Source organism: Paraburkholderia phenazinium (genome assembly GCF_900100735.1).
In the GTDB taxonomy this organism is placed as follows: Bacteria; Pseudomonadota; Gammaproteobacteria; order Burkholderiales; family Burkholderiaceae; genus Paraburkholderia; species Paraburkholderia phenazinia.
The window spans coordinates 165620-181881 of record NZ_FNCJ01000001.1 but is presented as its reverse complement, the minus strand read 5'-3'; the positions used below and the strand labels follow the sequence as shown (position 1 = coordinate 181881).

Sequence of the window (16262 nt, the reverse complement as noted above, 5' to 3'; positions counted from 1 at the left end):
ATAAGTTGGGGCAGGGAAGCAAAGTTGGGGGCATTTTTGGGGGCATCTTCGTCTTCTCAATTCGGGCGACGGTTACCTGTATCGCGGTCGGGAGTTCGATCCTCCGCTTTTATGGCGAGGGCAGTCGCGAAAAAACATTGGGGCAGCCTTGGGTGGTGGCATCCGAGGGCCGCTTGACGCCGGAAACAGTGGCTGAAGAGGCACACCGTGCACTGCTTCAGGGCTCAAACTTGATCTTCGCCTGCTCGAGCATCCACACCTCAATCTTGTCATGCCACATGCGTAGCAGATCAAGAGGGCGACGCCGATAGTGTTTCTCAGCAATTGCGGACGGCTTATGCCCTTGGATTTGAGCGACAACGCCGACGGGAACCTCGACCCACTCCGACAGAGTGCCAAATGATCGGCGCAGGCCGTGCAGCGAAAGGTGAGGCAAACCTGTCGGGGCCAACGCGCGATTATGTGCATGACGCGGCTCAGCAATCTTCCCATCCGACGCGGTCTTGCTGGCGAACACCCACTCGGACGGCTCCCACTGCTCGCCCCTTTGTGCAAGACGCGCGATTTGACGGTTGTTGGGAGGGATCTCGTTCAGTCGTTGAAGGCTCAACAATAGGCTTGCTAAGTACGGAGTGAGCGGAATAGTCCGACCGCCGGTACCTTCCACTTTGTCGTTCATCGTCATGCTCCGCCACCGGAAGTCCACGTCTTCCCAGCGCAATGCGGCTAGCTCCTCCCGACGGGCTCCGGTGATCAGAAGGCCTTGCAGGTATGCGCTGATGACTGGATTTGCGATACCACGTACTGCGCTAAACCAAACAGACAGCTGCTCGCGCTGCAGGCAGTCGTCCTTCGCGGCGCTGCGAGGGAGAATGCCCTTGACCTTTGGCGAAGCATAGGCCTCTTGGGGGATGATGCCCGCGTACGTCTCGTGAGTGTCGCACCACCGAATGAACGCCTTGAAAAGGCCGAACGCATGGCCAGCATTCGTTGGTCCCCGGGGTATTTCGACCTCGAGCCACTCAGACATGGATGTTGCCGTGATCTCGGTCAACCTGCGCGGCATGAGCGGAGCCAATGGTCCCCGCACTTTTTCTTTGCCGCCGCGTTTTGCAATACCTCCGCCGGGCGACGAGAGGTTGATATGGTCGAGGATGTATCTCTCCGACCGCGGCTTTTTCGTTTTGGGCGAGATCTTTGTTCGCAGATGCTCCAAGTAATGCTCCCACGCTTCGCCGACAGTTACGTCCTGACGGCGCTTCGCTGCCTGCCGGGCTTCGTGTGCGGCCTTCTGCTCTGCCTCTTGTTCTCGCGGATCAACACCGCCGTCAATAAGCGTCTGGAGACTACGCGCTCGCTCCTGAGCCTGGTCGATCGTCCAGCTCCTCGGATCGCCGATCGTAATCCGCACGGTCGAGCCATGGATCTTCCCTTGGAAAATGTAAGCCTTGGCTCCGCCAGCTGTGGCTCGCAAGCCGAGCCCGGGAGTCTTGCTGTCCCAAAGAAACGACTGCGACTTACCCTGTTCGCAGCGATGCGCCTCTACCCGAGCCGCAGTGAAGTTTACCTTCGCCACCTAACCCCCTTGTTCGTAAGGCGGCAACCTCGTGTAACCGCCATGTAACCGGATTATGCGGCAATGAAGGTATGTGAATCAACATTGATGGAAAGATAGGCAAGACACTAGTCATTAAAATACAATGACTTACTGAATTTTGTCAGCGCGAATCTACCTCAAGAAATGTCGACTTGTTCGTATTCGCAATGCGAAGGTCGGGAGTTCGATCCTCCTCCTCCCACCAAGAATCGCTTTAGAAACAACGCACTACACCTCGAGGTGTAGTGCGTTGTTTTGCATTTGGGAGGGGGTTTTTGCACTTCGTGCGTGCCAAATTTCTGCCATCATCACTCGCCGCATGCCCTCGCATATAGCCGGCCCAGTCGGCATATATGTCTCGATTACCTCATCCGCATCGAACATTTCAAAGGCTCGGTTGCGCTTGCTACAACTTTCTCAATACGCTGGTTTCAGATCGGCGCTCTCCTGCCACAGGCGTTGCCACTCGGCCGTGTAGCGCTCGGCTAGAGGCTTCACGTTCCATAGCAGGACAGCGTTCTCGGCGTTTTTGTTCGCGGCGGCCGCCGAGTAGTTGAAGCTCCCGGTTTCAAGATGCAGACCGTCGATCACCATGAACTTGTTGTGCTCGTCCTGGTAACGATCATTGAGGCGAACGGGGACGCCTTGGTTCGCCAGAAACCATACGGACGAATAGCTCTTGCTGTTTTGCGCGCGGTCCGCGATTACCGCAACCTTCACGCCACGACGCTGCGCGGCGAGCAGGGCCGTGGCGACCGGCCTGCTGGTGAAGGTGTAGGCGGCAACCAGGATCGAAGCGCGGGCGCTTTCGATGCCCTTCACGACCACATTGAGCGCGCTACCGTCAGGGGAAAACCCGGTGTCGAATGCTGCGTTCGACGGCAGCGGCTGCATAGCAAAGGCGATGGTAGACGCCAGGGAAACAAGGAGGACTGCTACGATTTTTTTCATTGCCGGTAACTGTATTTGACCGCTAGATGCGGCTATTGCGGATGCCGCATAAGCGGGAGCATTAAGGTCATCGGTGCATTGGCGACGCTCGAAAGCCGCAGTGTTCATGGAGCAGCTACACATGATATGTGCGTGTGTAGCCGTTGTGAATGCGCGAAGGTGGGGCGGGCAATTTAGCTCGGCACTGTTGGCTACCAGGCCTAATTTTTGAAGCTCGCCTTGCAGAGGGTGTGTGAGGACCGGGAGCCCCGCCGGTGCATTCACTGACGAACTTCCGCCTCCACCAGCGCGGCCAGCAATGCAAGCGACTCCTGCCATCCGAGATAGCACGCCTCGGTGGGTATCACCTCCGGAATCCCTTGCTGAACGACGCTAAGCTCAGTCCCACAAAACACCGCTCGCAGCGACACCGTGGTCTGCATCATTCCCGGCAAGCCAGGGTCGTCGAACCTACCCGTGTACTGAATGCGCTCGTGCGGCACCAGCTCGAGATACTCCCCGCCGAACGAGTGGCTAATGCCGTTGCTGAAATTCGTGAACGACATCCGATAGCCGCCACCCACCTTGGCGTCCAATTGATGGACCTTGCCGGTAAACCCATTCGGTGGAAGCCACTTGGCCAGGGCGTCGGCGTCGAGGAATGCGCGATAGATACGCTCGGGCGTGGAGCGGACCACGCGATGAAGGTGGATGGTTTGTCCCGGCATGATTGACTCCAGAAGCGGAGGGCAGTCCTCCGATCCTATACGACGCGTGAGGGGCAGTGGAATCGACACGTGGGCATGCAAGCTGGCCTATGGAAGCATGATCCTCAACTTCCTGCCGTTTATGGTACACAGAGCGTTGAGATAGATGCCATGAAGCAATTAAAATATACATCTGGCGCTTTTTTTATAGGTTACGCATAATTTGCACTCTTCACCGCTGGTCGGCGCATCCCATCACCCTCATCACTGCGCCGCCACCGAAACAACCGGCGCCAGCGTGGTCCCAGTCAATACCCGAGGCTCATCCGCCACCAGCTTCTTGAGCTCCCCAATCGCCGCATCCACATCCTTGCGTTGCGCGAACTCGACATCCACCTCGCTTAGCGCAGCGACAAATACCACTACCCGCACTGACCATGTGCCCATCGCCTTGAGCATGGGGGCAAGCGTGGGGTCGGCGTTCATATGCGCGAACGCCTTGGCGATATGTCCTGACGTGCTTCAGGCGGATATGTTCCTGTCTATGCTGAAGTGAGTGGGACACACGAAGCGAGACCCAGCATTCTTCGTACCCAGCGCCCCAATCCAGTACGGTTCGAGGTTCTAAAGTACCGCACGGTAAGCACTGCGGGCCATGTTGGCCGGCTCCCCGAAGTGGTCAATATTTTTGAACGGCGAGTTCGTTTCGTGCGCAGTGCCGATCCATTTCCTATCCTTATCTACAGGGCCACGAGTCAGCAACCGGCGGCGATGGAGGTCCCCATGAAAGGCAGTCAGTTGACCGTGTTTGCGGACAATCAGAGCCATCGCAAGGCTCGCATGACGCTCGTCGAGTGGATTCTGACTCAGGTCACCAAAGCGGGCATCGAGGGCGCGACTGTGATCGAAGTCAGCGAGAGCATCGACGTGCACGGCAAGTACCACGCGGAGCGCTTTTTTGAACTGGTGGATCAACCGGTCGTGGTGACGGTAGCGGCCGACGATGCGCGTATTGATGCGCTGCTCGATGACCTGCGCCGCGGCGGCGTGCGACTCTTCTACACGCGCTGTCCCGTCGAATACGAAGTGCTTGGCATGGACGAACCGATTTTTGGAGAGCAACCATGAAGGGTCTCCCAAGACTATTGCATGACCGGGGTTTGTTCGATGTTGCGTTCGCCCAGGTCAGGGATATCGATGCATCGGTGCATGAGGGCGCGATGTTCGGCTGCCCCGCGGCCTTTGTCGGCGCGCACATGGCGTTTTGCGTATACGGCAGCGGCATCGGCATCAAGCTCCCGGCCAGGCGCGCCGCCGCGCTGGTCGACGCGGGCCGCGCCTTCGCGTTTCAGCCATACGGCAAGGCGCCGATGAGCGAATGGATCGAAATCCGCATCACGCGCGACCGCATTGCCGAAATCGCCGCCGTGCTCGCCGAGGCGATCGAATACGCACGCCATATCCCGCACCGCAACATCGAGCGCAGCGGTACCCATGCACTAGAATGAAATAGATGCAGCAGAGCCGGTGAAGCGGGGAAAGAGACAGCCATGAACGGCTATCAACTGACGTTCTACACGGAGAAGAACCGTAGACACGGTCATCAGACCGTCTGTGAATGGTTGCTGCAGAAAACTCGCGAACTGGGCATCTGCGGCGCGACCGTGATCAATTGCGCCGAGGGCGTCGGTCATGCGGGCGCACGTCATGCTGCCCATGTGCTCAAACTCACCGATCAACCGCTACAGATCATTCTGGCGGTGACCGCAGAGGAAGCCGAACGGTTGCTGGAGATTGTCCGCACCGAGCGGGTCCATGTGTTCTATGTACGCTATCCGGTCGAGTTCGGCATGATCGCAGGCGACCTGCCAAACCCGGACAAACCCGCGCACGCGCCACGTCAGCCTCCGTCCACACAAGGCTGACGCAGCGCATTGCCGCGCGCCTAGTTCGCCACGTACCCCGCCGGCGTCGTCACATTCGCTTTAGCAACCGTCGCGTTGTTCGACACCACATACACCGGCGCTTCCGTCAGGTTGAGCGTCAGTGTGCCGTTGGTGTAGCTCATCGACAGCGGGTTGCCCATCATGTCGATGACCTTCACGGTGCCGCTGGTGCCCGGCGCATCGACGGCGAGGCTGTAAGGCACGCTATACGTCGCGCTGAAGCCCGTGCTCGCGCTCCACACGTTATTGTTGTGGGTCCACAGCGCCGTAATCACAGAACCGTTGCCAAGCTGCTGGAACGAGTACGCGTAGACGCCCGACGGCGTGCCGTTGACCGGCCCCAGCGTATTGGTGCCGTCCAGCACGTGCGTCAGCGCGCTTACTGCCATCGCGGCCGGCTTCGGACTGATGTTGGTCGCACCGAACGCGCCTTGTGCATCGGCGAGGTCGAAGAACGTGCCGTAGCCCACTTCGCCCGGATAGTCCGCGCCGTAGAACACGTAGGTCTGGTCGACGCCTTCACCCAGCAGGATGATGTGCGTGCGCGCCACCACTGCTGCCTGCGCGTACAGGATGTTGCCAGTCGGGTAATTCGGGCCGTACGAGCTGCCGAGGTCATAGCTGATGCCCACCTCGGTCTGGAACAGCTTCATCCCAGGCTTGTAGTCCGCCACCATTTCCGCGCGCAGGTTGCGGATCTCGTTCATCAACGCGTTGGCGGCGTTCGCCGGGCTCGGGTCGGTGGCGAGGCGCTCAGGCGGATGCGAGGGCGAGGTGCCCGCGTCGTAGTAGCCGTGCGTCGAGATGCCATCGATGTAGTTGCCGAAGCCAAGCGATGCGATGCGCTGCAGGCGCGTGGTCGTCAGCGACGGGAACGCGTCGGTCGGACCCATCACGACCGCGTGCGGATCGGTAGAGTGGATGCCTTGATAAACCGATTGATACAGCGCAACAAAATTGGCGTCCGTATCGTTCCAGAACTGGTTCGGCTCCCACGTCACCTGGTAGTAGTTGTTCGACTGGTTCGGGAAATACGTAGTGCGAATCGTATTGGATTCCGTCCCCACCCGGCTCATGTAGTTCTGGTAGTACGAAAGGCTCGTCGGCGGATTGGTGTCGTCTTCGAACGCGCCGGTCGGGCTCGCCCAGGCGGGGATGCCGTCCAGGCGGATCAGGCGCATCACCTGGCCCGACGTATAGAACGGGTCGAGGTTGTTGGCGGCCGGATTGAAGGTGTTTGCTGCGTTCGGCTCCATCGTGGAGAGCTGACGGTTGTCGATCGTCGACGAGATACCGAGGTCGGCGAGCAGCGGGCCGTTGTCGTTCTCACCCTGCATGCCGAAGCGGTGCTCGTCCTGATGCGCATAGGTCACCGCGGGGACGACGCCGGACAGGTTCGGCAGCACGCCGAACGTGGCGATGCCGGTGGGGCGGGTGCCTGCCTCAGGCAACTGGCCGCCGTTAGCCGCCAGCGTCGCGGCCGTCGCGAAATAGCCGGCAAGCGTCGAGGTGCAACTGAGTGTGCTGGTGACCGGGCCGCTTGCAACCGGGAAGCTGCCGCTCGCCGCGACATTGCCGAGCTGGTCGCTGACAGTCCAGTTCACTTTGTCGGCGGAGGGGGCGTTGGTCGTGAATGCAAGCTGGAAGGTGCTGCCGGACGCGAACATGCGGGTGGCGTCGGCGCTCGGCGTATCGGCGGAAATCAGTGCGCTGCCTGCGGCCGCGCTGGCGCTGCTGGGTGCCTGGCAGGTCATCGTTTGGCCAGCCTGGGTGTTGGCGGTCAACGTGGTGCCCAGAGTGGTGCCGTTCGCGGTGCTGGAGCCCGCAGCCGTGCTGCCGTTAGCGGTGGAGCCCGTGCCGTTGTTCGCCGTGGCGCTGTTGCCGCTGCCGGAACCGCCGCCACCGCCGCCGCAGCCGGCCAATACTAGTAACAAGGAAGAAAGCAGTAACGAAGGGTATTTCATCTGTAAGGAGCAAAGTATGAATACCGGACGAGCGGCGCCTCGCATCAGATGCGTGGCCGCGCGAACCAATATCGGGTTTGACTTCAGACAGGCGATGCCGAGGCGCAGCCTCAGGCGATCGCTGCCCGCAGATATCGGCGGCTCGAAACGCGGGATACGAACGCTTGGCGCGCCGCCCGCCCGAACTGACCGATGTTTGGGGTGGTTCGTTTTTTGACGGGTGAATCCTACCGAATGAAATTTTTTAGGTCTGCAGAAAAGACGTAACTAGCTGTAACGTATGAACAATTTCGCGATTTCACGGCAAAAAGATGCACCATGCCTGTGAAACGAGGGTCAAACGCTATACGGATCGCCTGCGTGAGTTCGAGTTTTGAGGAGAAATTGGTGTGCCACTTTTTTGTGATGCACACCTAAATATCTGTGGGGATGCGAGCGCTGAATCATCAGGACATTTCAAGTGTCTTTCATCTCGCGCCATGCGCACCGTCGAGCAGATGAAACGATCGGAGGACGGATCGTCATCACGCCCTCGCAAACGCGCCCTCGCAAAATTTCCCTTGAACAACCCGATTCAGGTGATTAAGATTGAGTGGTCACTCATTTATTGCGTCGAATCAGTATCTCGCATGGCCCGTCCGAAAAGCGAAGACAAACGCAACGCCATCCTTGCCGCAGCCGCTCAGGTGATCGCCGAGCAGGGGCTCGGCGCGCCCACCGCGCGGATCGCCAAGGTCGCGGGCGTGGCGGAAGGCACGCTCTTTACCTACTTCGAAAGCAAGGACGTGCTGCTCAACGAGTTGTATCTCGACATCAAGTCCGACATGCGTGAAGTCATGATGGCGGCCTACCCGAAATCCGAGAGCGTCGAGAAGCGCGCGCGGTATGTGTGGCAGCAATACGTGGACTGGGGCGTCGCCTTTCCGGACAAGCGCCGGGCCGTCACCCAACTGGCGGTTTCCGACCGCCTGAGCGAGCAGACCCGGGCGATTGGCCTGGAGGCATTTGCCGACGTCAGCGAGATGATGGAGACGAGCATTGCCAGTGGCGTGCTGCGCGATCAGCCGCCGGCCTTCGTGGCGGCGATCATGGGGTCGCTCGCGGACACCACGATGGAATTTATCGAACGCGATCCCGCGCAGGCGGGGCGCTACCGCGACGCAGGCTTCGAGGCGTTCTGGCATGCCGTCGCCAAAACTTGAAGGTTTTTGTGTGGTAAATGAGTGATTAAGCACTCAACTAATGGAGAGGAATGCATCATGGCAAAAGTCTGGCTGGTTACCGGTAGCGCTCGCGGACTCGGGCGCAACATCGTCGAAGCGGCGTTGACGGCGGGCGAGCGCGTGGTTGCAACGGCACGCGATCCCCGCCACCTCGCGGATCTGGTCGAGCGATTCGGCGAGCAGGTGCGCGCAGTCGCGCTGGACGTGACCGATTCCGCCGCTGCGCGCGTTGCCGTGCAAGCGGCAGTGGACGCGTTCGGGCGCCTCGACGTGGTCGTCAACAACGCAGGCTTCGGCCACCTCGCCCCGTTCGAGCAGGCCAGCGAGGAAGATTTCCGCGCCCAGATCGACACCAACTTCTACGGCGTGGTCAGCGTCACGCGCGCGGCCTTGCCCGTCCTGCGGCAGCAGCGCAGTGGCCACATCATCCACATTTCGTCGGTGGGCGGCCGCATCGGCATGCCCGGCTTCAGCGCGTATCAGTCGGCCAAATGGGCTGTCAGCGGCTTCACCGAGGTGATGAGCCAGGAACTGGCGCCGCTCGGCATCAAGGTCACCGCCGTCGAGCCGGGCGGCATGAAAACCGAGTGGGCTATCGAAGCAGGCAGCGCGGTGCCGGACATCCTGGAGGACTATGCTCCTTCTGTTGGCGCGATCGTTCAGTTGCTCGGCCAGCACGCCGGCAACGAGACGAGCGACCCGGCGAAAGTGGCCGAGGTTGTGCTGAAGCTTGCGTATCACGAGCAACCTCCGGTACATCTGCTGCTCGGCAGCGACGCCCTGCAGTATTTCGAGGCAGCCGACAAGGCACGCGTAGCAAGCGGCGAAACATGGCGCCAGGTCAGTCTGGCGACGGATTTTGCCGCCCCGGCGGCGCTGCCTGAGTTCCCGCAACCCTGAGGACGAGCAACATGGCTAACTGGAGCACCGACGACATCCCTCGCCAGAGCGGGCGTCTTGCGGTGATCGCGGGCTCACCGGGCGTGGCCATGATCGCGCCGCGAGCGCGGGACCTCGCGGTCGCTGCGCGCCTGTGGGACATCTCTGAAACGCTGACCAAGGTTCGTAGGCCCAGCACCCAAACGGAGCATCTGTCATGAGAGTGTTGTTGTTTGGTGCGACCGGCATGGTGGGACAGGGCGTGCTGCGCGAATGCCTGCGAGCCGGCGACGTCGAGTCCGTGCAGACGGTGGGACGCTCGCCCACCGGTCAACTGGACCCACGCCTGCACGAAATCGTCCACCGCGACCTGTTCGACTACAGCGCCATCGAGTCGTCGCTGCAGGGCTTCGACGCGTGTTTCTTTTGTCTCGGCGTATCGTCGTTCCGCATGAGCGAGGCGGACTATAGCCACCTGACCTACGACCTGACGCTCGCGGCCGCACGCACGCTGGCCCGCCTCAACCCGCAGATGACCTTCGTCTACGTCTCGGGCAGCGGCACCGATAGCAGCGAGCAGGGCCGCAGCATGTGGGCCCGCGTGAAGGGCAAGACGGAGAACGCGCTCAAGGCGTTGCCGTTCCGGGCGGTCTATCTGTTCCGTCCGGGCGTCATCGAGCCGCTTCATGGGGTTCGGTCAAAGACGCGTCTGTACCACCTGCTTTACCAGGTTTTGAAACCGTTGATGGCGTTGCTGCACGCCGTCGCGCCCAGCCATATCGTGACCACCGAAGAGGTGGGGCGCGCGATGCTGGCGGTGGCGCGCCGCGGCGTGGCCAACCGGGCGGTGGTGGAGCAGGCTGAGATCGGCGCGCTGTGCCGTGGTGCGGACGGTGCGGCGGGGACGCCGCCGCTCACGCCACGCGCGGGATGATTGCGCGCAGCCGGGGCGCTGACTACGTGGCGATCACCCGGTTGCGGCCCAGGTGCTTGGCCCGGTAAAGCCGCTCATCGGCGGTACGCAGGATCGCGTCGATGGTGTCGCCGTCGGGCCCGAACTGGGACACGCCGATACTCACGGTGAGCGGCACCGACTCGCCCAATTGCCCGCCGAACACGCCATTGGCAATCGCCTCGCGAATCCGCTCGCCGATCGACTGCGCTACCCCCAATGCCACTTGCGGCAACAGCACCATGAACTCCTCGCCGCCGACCCGCGCGACGCCGTCGTATGGCCGGATCGCATCAAGGCACTTCTTCACGAAGCCACGCAGGATCTCGTCGCCGACCTGGTGTCCGTACGAGTCGTTGATCGCCTTGAAGTGGTCCAGATCCAGCGCCAGCAGCGAGAACGGCGCGCCACCGCGCCGCGCCCGTGTAATCTCTGCATCGACCATTTCGATGAACTGCCGCCGGTTGGCCGCGCCCGTCAGCGGATCGGTGGCGGCGAGATGCTCGAGTTTCAGGTTGGTGCGCTTGAGCTCCTGCAGCGCACTCTCGGTACGCGCCATGGCTTCGGCGAGGCGCGCCATCAACTCCTCCTGGCTGTAGATCGTCGAGAATGAACGGGTGGTGCGAAACGCTTGCACGACGCCGTAACTCAGCAGGAAAAAACCGGCTGCGAAGATCGCGTGGGCGAGCCACCACATGTGATTCCATGGCCGCGCCAGAATGAAGGCGAGCGACGATAGCGCGAACGACGTCACCGAGATGCCGAAAATCTTCATCAGTGGCGAACGGATCCGCCGCGCCAGCATGACCGCGACGTTCACGCTCGAGAGCACCAGTGCGCCGCCCTCCATCGTCACGCGCACCGCGATATTGCTAGCCACTGGAGAATAGGCGATCACAGCCACTGCCGCGTCGATCAACACGAACAACCCGATCCATCCGAGCCAGCGGCTTGGGGCGCGCCGCACCGTCGTGGGGTCGGGCGGTTGATGCCAGGCCAGCAGCGCGACCAGCAGCAGCGCCGCCATCGCGAGCCGCGAGGCTGGCCCGTATAGCAGGAACAGCCAGATATTGTGGTGCGCCATGCCGGTGAAGGCGCCGTGCAGGGCGTAGATCAGCACGAAGGCCAGAAAGCTGAGCGTGAGCCAGCGCAAGAGCGGCTCGCCGGAGGACTGATAGCAGCGCCAGGACACATAGGCGACGAACAGCCCTTCGAGCGTCGCGGCCGTAATGGCGAGCTCGTGAAAGGCGTGGTTCTCGAACGTCAGCGCGGGGCTCTGGAAAACATAGAGGTAAGCGATCAGGTAGGCCGGCATCAGCGCAAAGCCACCAATCAGCAGGCCCACGTAGACCCGGGTGACCCACTGTACGGCTGCTGACGGCTCATCAACCACGACGCTTGCGGTCATAAGTCTTCTCTCCTGAGGTCGGCAGGACCGAGCGTAGCAGCGCTCGCTATCGTGCGCGAGCGTCAGACGACTGCGATTCGCCTATTCTTCAGCTTTTATGCCCAGTATAGCTAGCGTCGCGCCCGAGCACGCAAAATAGGAAACGGGTATGCGCTATGCCGCCTGCATTCAACCTGGAGCCATACCGCGCCGATATCCAGACATGACGAAGACTAATGACAAGACCGGCCGGTCGGATGGTTCATCGCACCCCAGTGTCTGTTACGCTAATGTCCCACGCGACTGCCTGTATGGCTGGCTCCCGACGCTGGTCTGGCGCGGTCCCTGGATTCGCAAGAAGTCGCACTCTCCGATAACGCGCGCAGGCCTTCGCGCAGGTGTAGAACAACCAGAGACATGATGACGCGCCGACCGAACGCAGTGATTGTCATCAGCATCGCACTAGCCGCGGCGATCCTCGCAATCACCGTCTGGGTGCTGGCGCAAATGCGTTCGGACGCCCTGCGGCGTGCCCAGGACTCGGCCGAAAACGTCTCCTTGCTGGTCCAGCGCGATGTGGCGCGCAACCTCGAACTGTACGACCTCTCCTTGCTTGCTGTGATCTCCGGGCTCAAACAGCCCGGCGTGATGGCCTTGCCCCCGGCGCTGCGGCAGATGGTGCTGTTCGACGGTTCGCTGAGTGCACAGGACCTGGGCTCAATGCTGGTTCTGGACGAAGCGGGCAACGCCATCTTCGATTCGCAGTCCGTGACGCCGCGGCACATCAATGCCGCCGATCGCGACTATTTCCTCGTGCATCGCAACTCGCCGAGCGTTGGGCTGTACGTCAGCCATCCGTTCCTGCCGAAGCTGAGCGCCGCCGGACCGACCATTGCGCTCAGCCGGCGCCTCTCGCACCCGGATGGCAGCTTCGCCGGGGTGGTGGTCGGCACGATGCGGCTCACTTACTTCCAGCGCCTGTTCGCGGGCATGAACCTCGGCAGCGGCGGTTCGATGGCGCTGATGCTCGCGGACGGCACGATGCTCATGCGCCGTCCCTACGACCCGAAGATCATCGGCATTCATCTGGCAGGCACCGCGAACTACACCCGTTTTACCCAACAGGACAGCGGCGAATTCTTCGGTACCGCGGCGATCGACGGCGTGGAGCGCTGGTATGCGTTTCGCCATATTGACCGTTTCCCGCTGATACTCGATGTCGCGATTTCGACGCACGACATTTATGCCGGATGGCGGCGCCGCGCATGGATTATCGGCTCGCTGATGGCGGCGCTCGATATCACGATCATCGCGCTCGCCGTCCTGCTGTCGCAACAACTGCAGCGCCGTCAGCAAATGGAAGAAGCCTTGCGCGTACTGGCGCGTACGGACGGGTTGACCGGGCTGAACAACCGCCGCACCTTCGAGGAACGCGCCGAGCAGGCGTGGCTGGCGATGCTGCGCACCGGGCGGCCGCTGTCGATGCTGCTGCTCGACGTCGATAACTTCAAGGGCTTCAACGATCTGTATGGGCACTCGGCAGGCGACGATGCGCTGGTGGCGGTGGCGCGCTGCATCGACGGCAACGTCCGGCGTCCCGACGATGTGGCGGCGCGCTATGGCGGCGAAGAGTTCGCCGTGCTGTTGCCGGACACCGACGGCATTGGCGCCGCGCAGATCGCCGAGCAGATCCGCGCCGCGGTGCAGGCGCTCCAGATGCGCCACGTGTCCAGCGCGCATCATGTGCTGACGATCAGCATTGGTATCGCCAGTACCGCGAACCATCGGTTCTCGACTTACCGGGCCTTCGTCAATGCCGCCGACTCGGCGCTTTACCACGCCAAGGATGCCGGCCGTAATCGCATTCTTTGCTACCCGGTCGCAGAGCGCGCCGAACAGCCGGGGATGGTGACGCAACCGGGCCATTAGCCGGCTGGCGGCGCGCCGCGCTCGTGTGCGAACGCCATCCCTCGTCGCTGCAGCCGATATTTTACCCGGGTGATATTGCGATTCAAATTTTACCCGGATATAATTTGCGAAAATTGACCGTTAAGGATTTTCGCGATGACACTCCAACCTACTACCTGCACCGCTTTCGAGGGTTTGCGGCGGATCGCGTCCGGCGCGCGCGCCGAGGTCGCGCTGGCGGTCAAGCAGGTGATCGAGCGTGGTGAACAAGCTCCGGTGCTGGTCTTCGACGATCTCACCAGTCAGCCCGTCGAATTCGATCTGCGCGGTTCGGATGCCGACGTGCTGGCGAGGCTGGCGGGCGAACCCAGCGGCAGCACCGCGAGTGCCGAAGAAGCCGCGGAGTCCGCGGATCAAGATGCGCCTCGTGGTCGCGGCCGCCCGAGGCTCGGGGTCGTGGCGCGCGAGGTGACGCTGTTGCCGCGTCACTGGGACTGGTTGAACAGCCAGTCAGGCGGGGCCTCGGTGGTGTTGCGCAAGCTGGTGGAAGCGGCGCGCCTTGCAGGTGACGACAAGGACCGTATGCGTCTCGCACAGGAAGCCACCTATCGCTTCATGACCGCGCTGGCCGGCAATCTGCCCGACTATGAAGAAGCCACTCGGGCGCTGTTCGCAGCGGACCGGGCGCGCTTTCAGGCATCAATGGCGCAGTGGCCTGTCGATGTGCGGGAGTACGCGGAGCGGCTGGCCGCAGGGGCATTTGGCGAGGGGTAAGAGGCGCAGACAAAAAAAAGCCGCTCACACTGGGGAGCGTGAGCGGAAAGTCGGAGAGTTACAACATCGCATGCGCAATTCATGGGGTCACGCAGCAAAGCCAGTTTAGCTAGCGGGCCGCCCCCGTTAAATCAGACAAATCCCAATGCCCACGCGGCTTTGCGGGCAACCGGCTTGCGGGCTGAGTCTTTCAATATCCTGTCCCGGTTATTCCCATGATTAGCACGTTAAGTCAGGGAGTCCCCCGCCGTAATAGAACTGGACGCGTTTAAGCGCGCACCGTCGCCGCAGCAAGGGCGCTTTCTATGAAAGGGGATGGGGACATGAAGTGGTTCGAGCGCATGACGGTGTTGAAAAGCCTGTTGTTGGCCTTCGCGATCGTGATCGGGTTTTGCGCGGTCGTGGGGGGCACCGGCCTGATGACGCTGTCGTCGATGCATGACTTGACCGACGCGATCAGCAGCCGGCATATGGACGGCCTCTACTGGATGGAAGAGGCGAATCGCAACAAGATCGACGCGGACCTCGCGGCGGCCAATCTTGGCTACGCCGAAGACGAAGCGGGGCGCCAGCGCCTCGACGCCAATATCGTCGCCTCGCTCAAGAGCATGCATGACGCCTACGAGCGCTATCGGGCCACGCTGTCCACCCCTAAGGGCGAGGCGCTGTTCGAGGAAGTGCTGAACAAGTCGGCCGTGTGGGAAGAGATCGTGCATCAGCAGATTGGCCAGGAGCCGATTCCGGCCGGTGTCGACAACAAGGAACTGGTGCGGCGCGCGATCGCGTCGAGCGAAGCCTTGCGTGATCGCATCGTGCAGGTGATCGACTACCGCCGCCAGCAGGCGAGCGAGGCGCAGGCCGAGGCCGCAGCCAGCTACCGGCAGATGCGCATCGTGTTGTCGTCGCTGGTGCTTGGCGCGTTGGTGGCCGGCATGCTGCTCGCCTGGCTGATCGCGCGACGCCTCGCGCGGCAACTCGGCGGCGAGCCGGGCTATGCCGCGGAGATTGCCAACCGGATCGCGGACGGCGACCTGAGCGTGCGGGTCGATATGCGCGCCGGCGACACCCAGAGTCTTCTCTTCGCACTGCGCAACATGCGCGACCGGCTGGCCAGCATCGTCTCCGGCATCAGCGTGTCAAGCGAGTCGATCCTGCTCGCCTCCGGCGAAATCGCCCAGGGCAACACCGACCTGTCGCAACGCACGGAAGAGCAGGCCGCCTCGCTGGAGGAAACCGCTTCGAGCATGGAGCAACTGACCGCCACCGTGCGGCAGAACGCCGACAACGCCCAGCAGGCGAGTGGCGTCGCGCATGGCGCCTCCGAGGTGGCGGCGCGCGGCAGTGGTCTGGTGGGCGATGTAGTGGAGACGATGCGAGAACTCGCCGCAGGCTCGCAGCGCATGACCGACATCATTGCGGTGATCGAGGGCATTGCGTTCCAGACCAACATTCTGGCGCTCAACGCGGCCGTCGAAGCGGCCCGTGCCGGCGAGCAGGGCCGCGGCTTCGCGGTGGTGGCGGGCGAGGTGCGTTCTTTGGCGCAGCGCAGTGCGCTGTCCGCCAAAGAGATCAAGGAGCTGATCGACAACTCCACCGCTCGCGTCGGCAGCGGTGCGGCGCTCGCCGAGCGCGCCGGCCAGACCATGGCCGAAGTCACGCACGCCGTGCAGCGCGTGACGGACATCATGGGGGAGATCTCTGCTGCGTCGCACGAACAGAGTACCGGCATCGAACAGGTGAACCGCGCGGTCGCACAGATGGACCAGGTTACCCAGCAGAATGCCGCGCTGGTCGAGCAGGCAGCCGCGGCTGCCGCTTCGATGGCGGACCAGGCGCGTGAGCTAAAGACGGCGGTGGCGGTGTTCGCGCTCGAGGCGCGCCGCGCCTGAGTACGCTGCAACGCCTCCACGACTTCGCTTGTCAGGGCCTGGCGGTCTCCGTACACTCGCGCGTAACCTGAAAAATGCGTTGAAAAACGCGTTAAACAACACAACG

General features: G+C 62.0%; 17 protein-coding genes. 11 read left to right on the top strand and 6 right to left on the bottom strand.

Going from position 1 to position 16262, the window contains the following annotated elements; translation table 11 throughout:
• Positions 1-217 precede the first annotated feature (217 nt).
• The 4 genes from BLQ92_RS00825 to BLQ92_RS00810 form a co-directional block, all read right to left on the bottom strand.
• Positions 218-1576 carry a tyrosine-type recombinase/integrase gene (locus BLQ92_RS00825; protein ID WP_090680592.1) on the bottom strand — a complete coding sequence of 453 codons (1359 nt, stop codon included), beginning with the start codon at positions 1574-1576 and terminating at the stop codon, positions 218-220.
• A 438-nt stretch (positions 1577-2014) separates the two neighbouring features.
• Entirely contained in the window at positions 2015-2656 is a 642-nt protein-coding gene (locus BLQ92_RS00820; protein ID WP_244106027.1) for a phospholipase D family nuclease, read from the bottom strand.
• Positions 2657-2808: 152 nt separating this feature from the next.
• Entirely contained in the window at positions 2809-3255 is a 447-nt protein-coding gene (locus BLQ92_RS00815) for an SRPBCC family protein (protein ID WP_090680588.1), read from the bottom strand.
• 243 nt (positions 3256-3498) lie between these two features.
• Positions 3499-3720 carry a hypothetical protein gene (locus BLQ92_RS00810; RefSeq protein WP_244106028.1) on the bottom strand — a complete coding sequence of 74 codons (222 nt, stop codon included), beginning with the start codon at positions 3718-3720 and terminating at the stop codon, positions 3499-3501.
• 297 nt (positions 3721-4017) lie between these two features.
• Here BLQ92_RS00810 and BLQ92_RS00805 point away from each other — a divergent pair, with 297 nt between their 5' ends.
• From BLQ92_RS00805 to BLQ92_RS00795, 3 genes are read left to right on the top strand one after another with little or no spacing between them, the layout of a single operon-like run.
• Complete coding sequence (locus BLQ92_RS00805) at positions 4018-4362, top strand: DUF190 domain-containing protein (protein WP_090680587.1); 345 nt, start codon at positions 4018-4020, stop codon at positions 4360-4362.
• Positions 4359-4742, top strand: a complete 384-nt coding sequence (locus tag BLQ92_RS00800; protein WP_090680584.1) for a hypothetical protein — start codon at positions 4359-4361, stop codon at positions 4740-4742. The genes BLQ92_RS00805 and BLQ92_RS00800 overlap by 4 nt, the downstream gene beginning before the upstream one ends.
• Before the next feature lie 42 nt (positions 4743-4784).
• Positions 4785-5159, top strand: coding sequence for a DUF190 domain-containing protein (locus tag BLQ92_RS00795; RefSeq protein ID WP_090680581.1), 375 nt, complete (start codon positions 4785-4787; stop codon positions 5157-5159).
• Positions 5160-5179: 20 nt separating this feature from the next.
• On the opposite strand, the gene BLQ92_RS00790 is transcribed toward BLQ92_RS00795, so the two are convergent.
• Positions 5180-6847: a hypothetical protein gene (locus BLQ92_RS00790; protein WP_244106029.1), complete on the bottom strand. Its 1668-nt coding sequence runs from the start codon at positions 6845-6847 to the stop codon at positions 5180-5182.
• Here BLQ92_RS00790 and BLQ92_RS40500 point away from each other — a divergent pair.
• The 5 genes from BLQ92_RS40500 (at position 6810) to BLQ92_RS00770 (ending at position 10180) form a co-directional block, all read left to right on the top strand.
• A complete protein-coding gene (locus tag BLQ92_RS40500) occupies positions 6810-7361 on the top strand; it encodes a hypothetical protein (protein WP_244896605.1) in 552 nt (183 codons plus the stop codon). The two genes, BLQ92_RS00790 and BLQ92_RS40500, sit on opposite strands and share 38 nt — an antisense overlap.
• A 412-nt stretch (positions 7362-7773) precedes the next feature.
• Positions 7774-8346, top strand: a complete 573-nt coding sequence (locus tag BLQ92_RS00785) for a TetR/AcrR family transcriptional regulator (RefSeq protein WP_090680576.1) — start codon at positions 7774-7776, stop codon at positions 8344-8346.
• Between the two features lie 57 nt (positions 8347-8403).
• Positions 8404-9267 carry an oxidoreductase gene (locus BLQ92_RS00780; protein WP_090680573.1) on the top strand — a complete coding sequence of 288 codons (864 nt, stop codon included), beginning with the start codon at positions 8404-8406 and terminating at the stop codon, positions 9265-9267.
• A gap of 11 nt (positions 9268-9278) precedes the next feature.
• Positions 9279-9467 carry a hypothetical protein gene (locus BLQ92_RS00775; protein ID WP_090680571.1) on the top strand — a complete coding sequence of 63 codons (189 nt, stop codon included), beginning with the start codon at positions 9279-9281 and terminating at the stop codon, positions 9465-9467.
• Positions 9464-10180, top strand: coding sequence for an NAD-dependent epimerase/dehydratase family protein (locus BLQ92_RS00770; protein WP_090680569.1), 717 nt, complete (start codon positions 9464-9466; stop codon positions 10178-10180). The genes BLQ92_RS00775 and BLQ92_RS00770 overlap by 4 nt, the downstream gene beginning before the upstream one ends.
• Positions 10181-10202: 22 nt before the next feature.
• Here the strand turns inward: BLQ92_RS00770 and BLQ92_RS00765 are convergent, their stop codons facing one another.
• Positions 10203-11606, bottom strand: a complete 1404-nt coding sequence (locus BLQ92_RS00765) for a GGDEF domain-containing protein (RefSeq protein WP_090680568.1) — start codon at positions 11604-11606, stop codon at positions 10203-10205.
• A gap of 396 nt (positions 11607-12002) precedes the next feature.
• Between BLQ92_RS00765 and BLQ92_RS00760 the strand changes: the two genes are divergently transcribed.
• From BLQ92_RS00760 to BLQ92_RS00750, 3 genes are all read left to right on the top strand, one after another.
• A complete protein-coding gene (locus tag BLQ92_RS00760) occupies positions 12003-13514 on the top strand; it encodes a sensor domain-containing diguanylate cyclase (protein ID WP_090680565.1) in 1512 nt (503 codons plus the stop codon).
• A gap of 135 nt (positions 13515-13649) precedes the next feature.
• Entirely contained in the window at positions 13650-14267 is a 618-nt protein-coding gene (locus BLQ92_RS00755; protein WP_090680563.1) for a DUF2239 family protein, read from the top strand.
• A 323-nt stretch (positions 14268-14590) separates the two neighbouring features.
• Positions 14591-16156, top strand: a complete 1566-nt coding sequence (locus BLQ92_RS00750; protein WP_090680561.1) for a methyl-accepting chemotaxis protein — start codon at positions 14591-14593, stop codon at positions 16154-16156.
• Positions 16157-16262 lie beyond the last annotated feature (106 nt).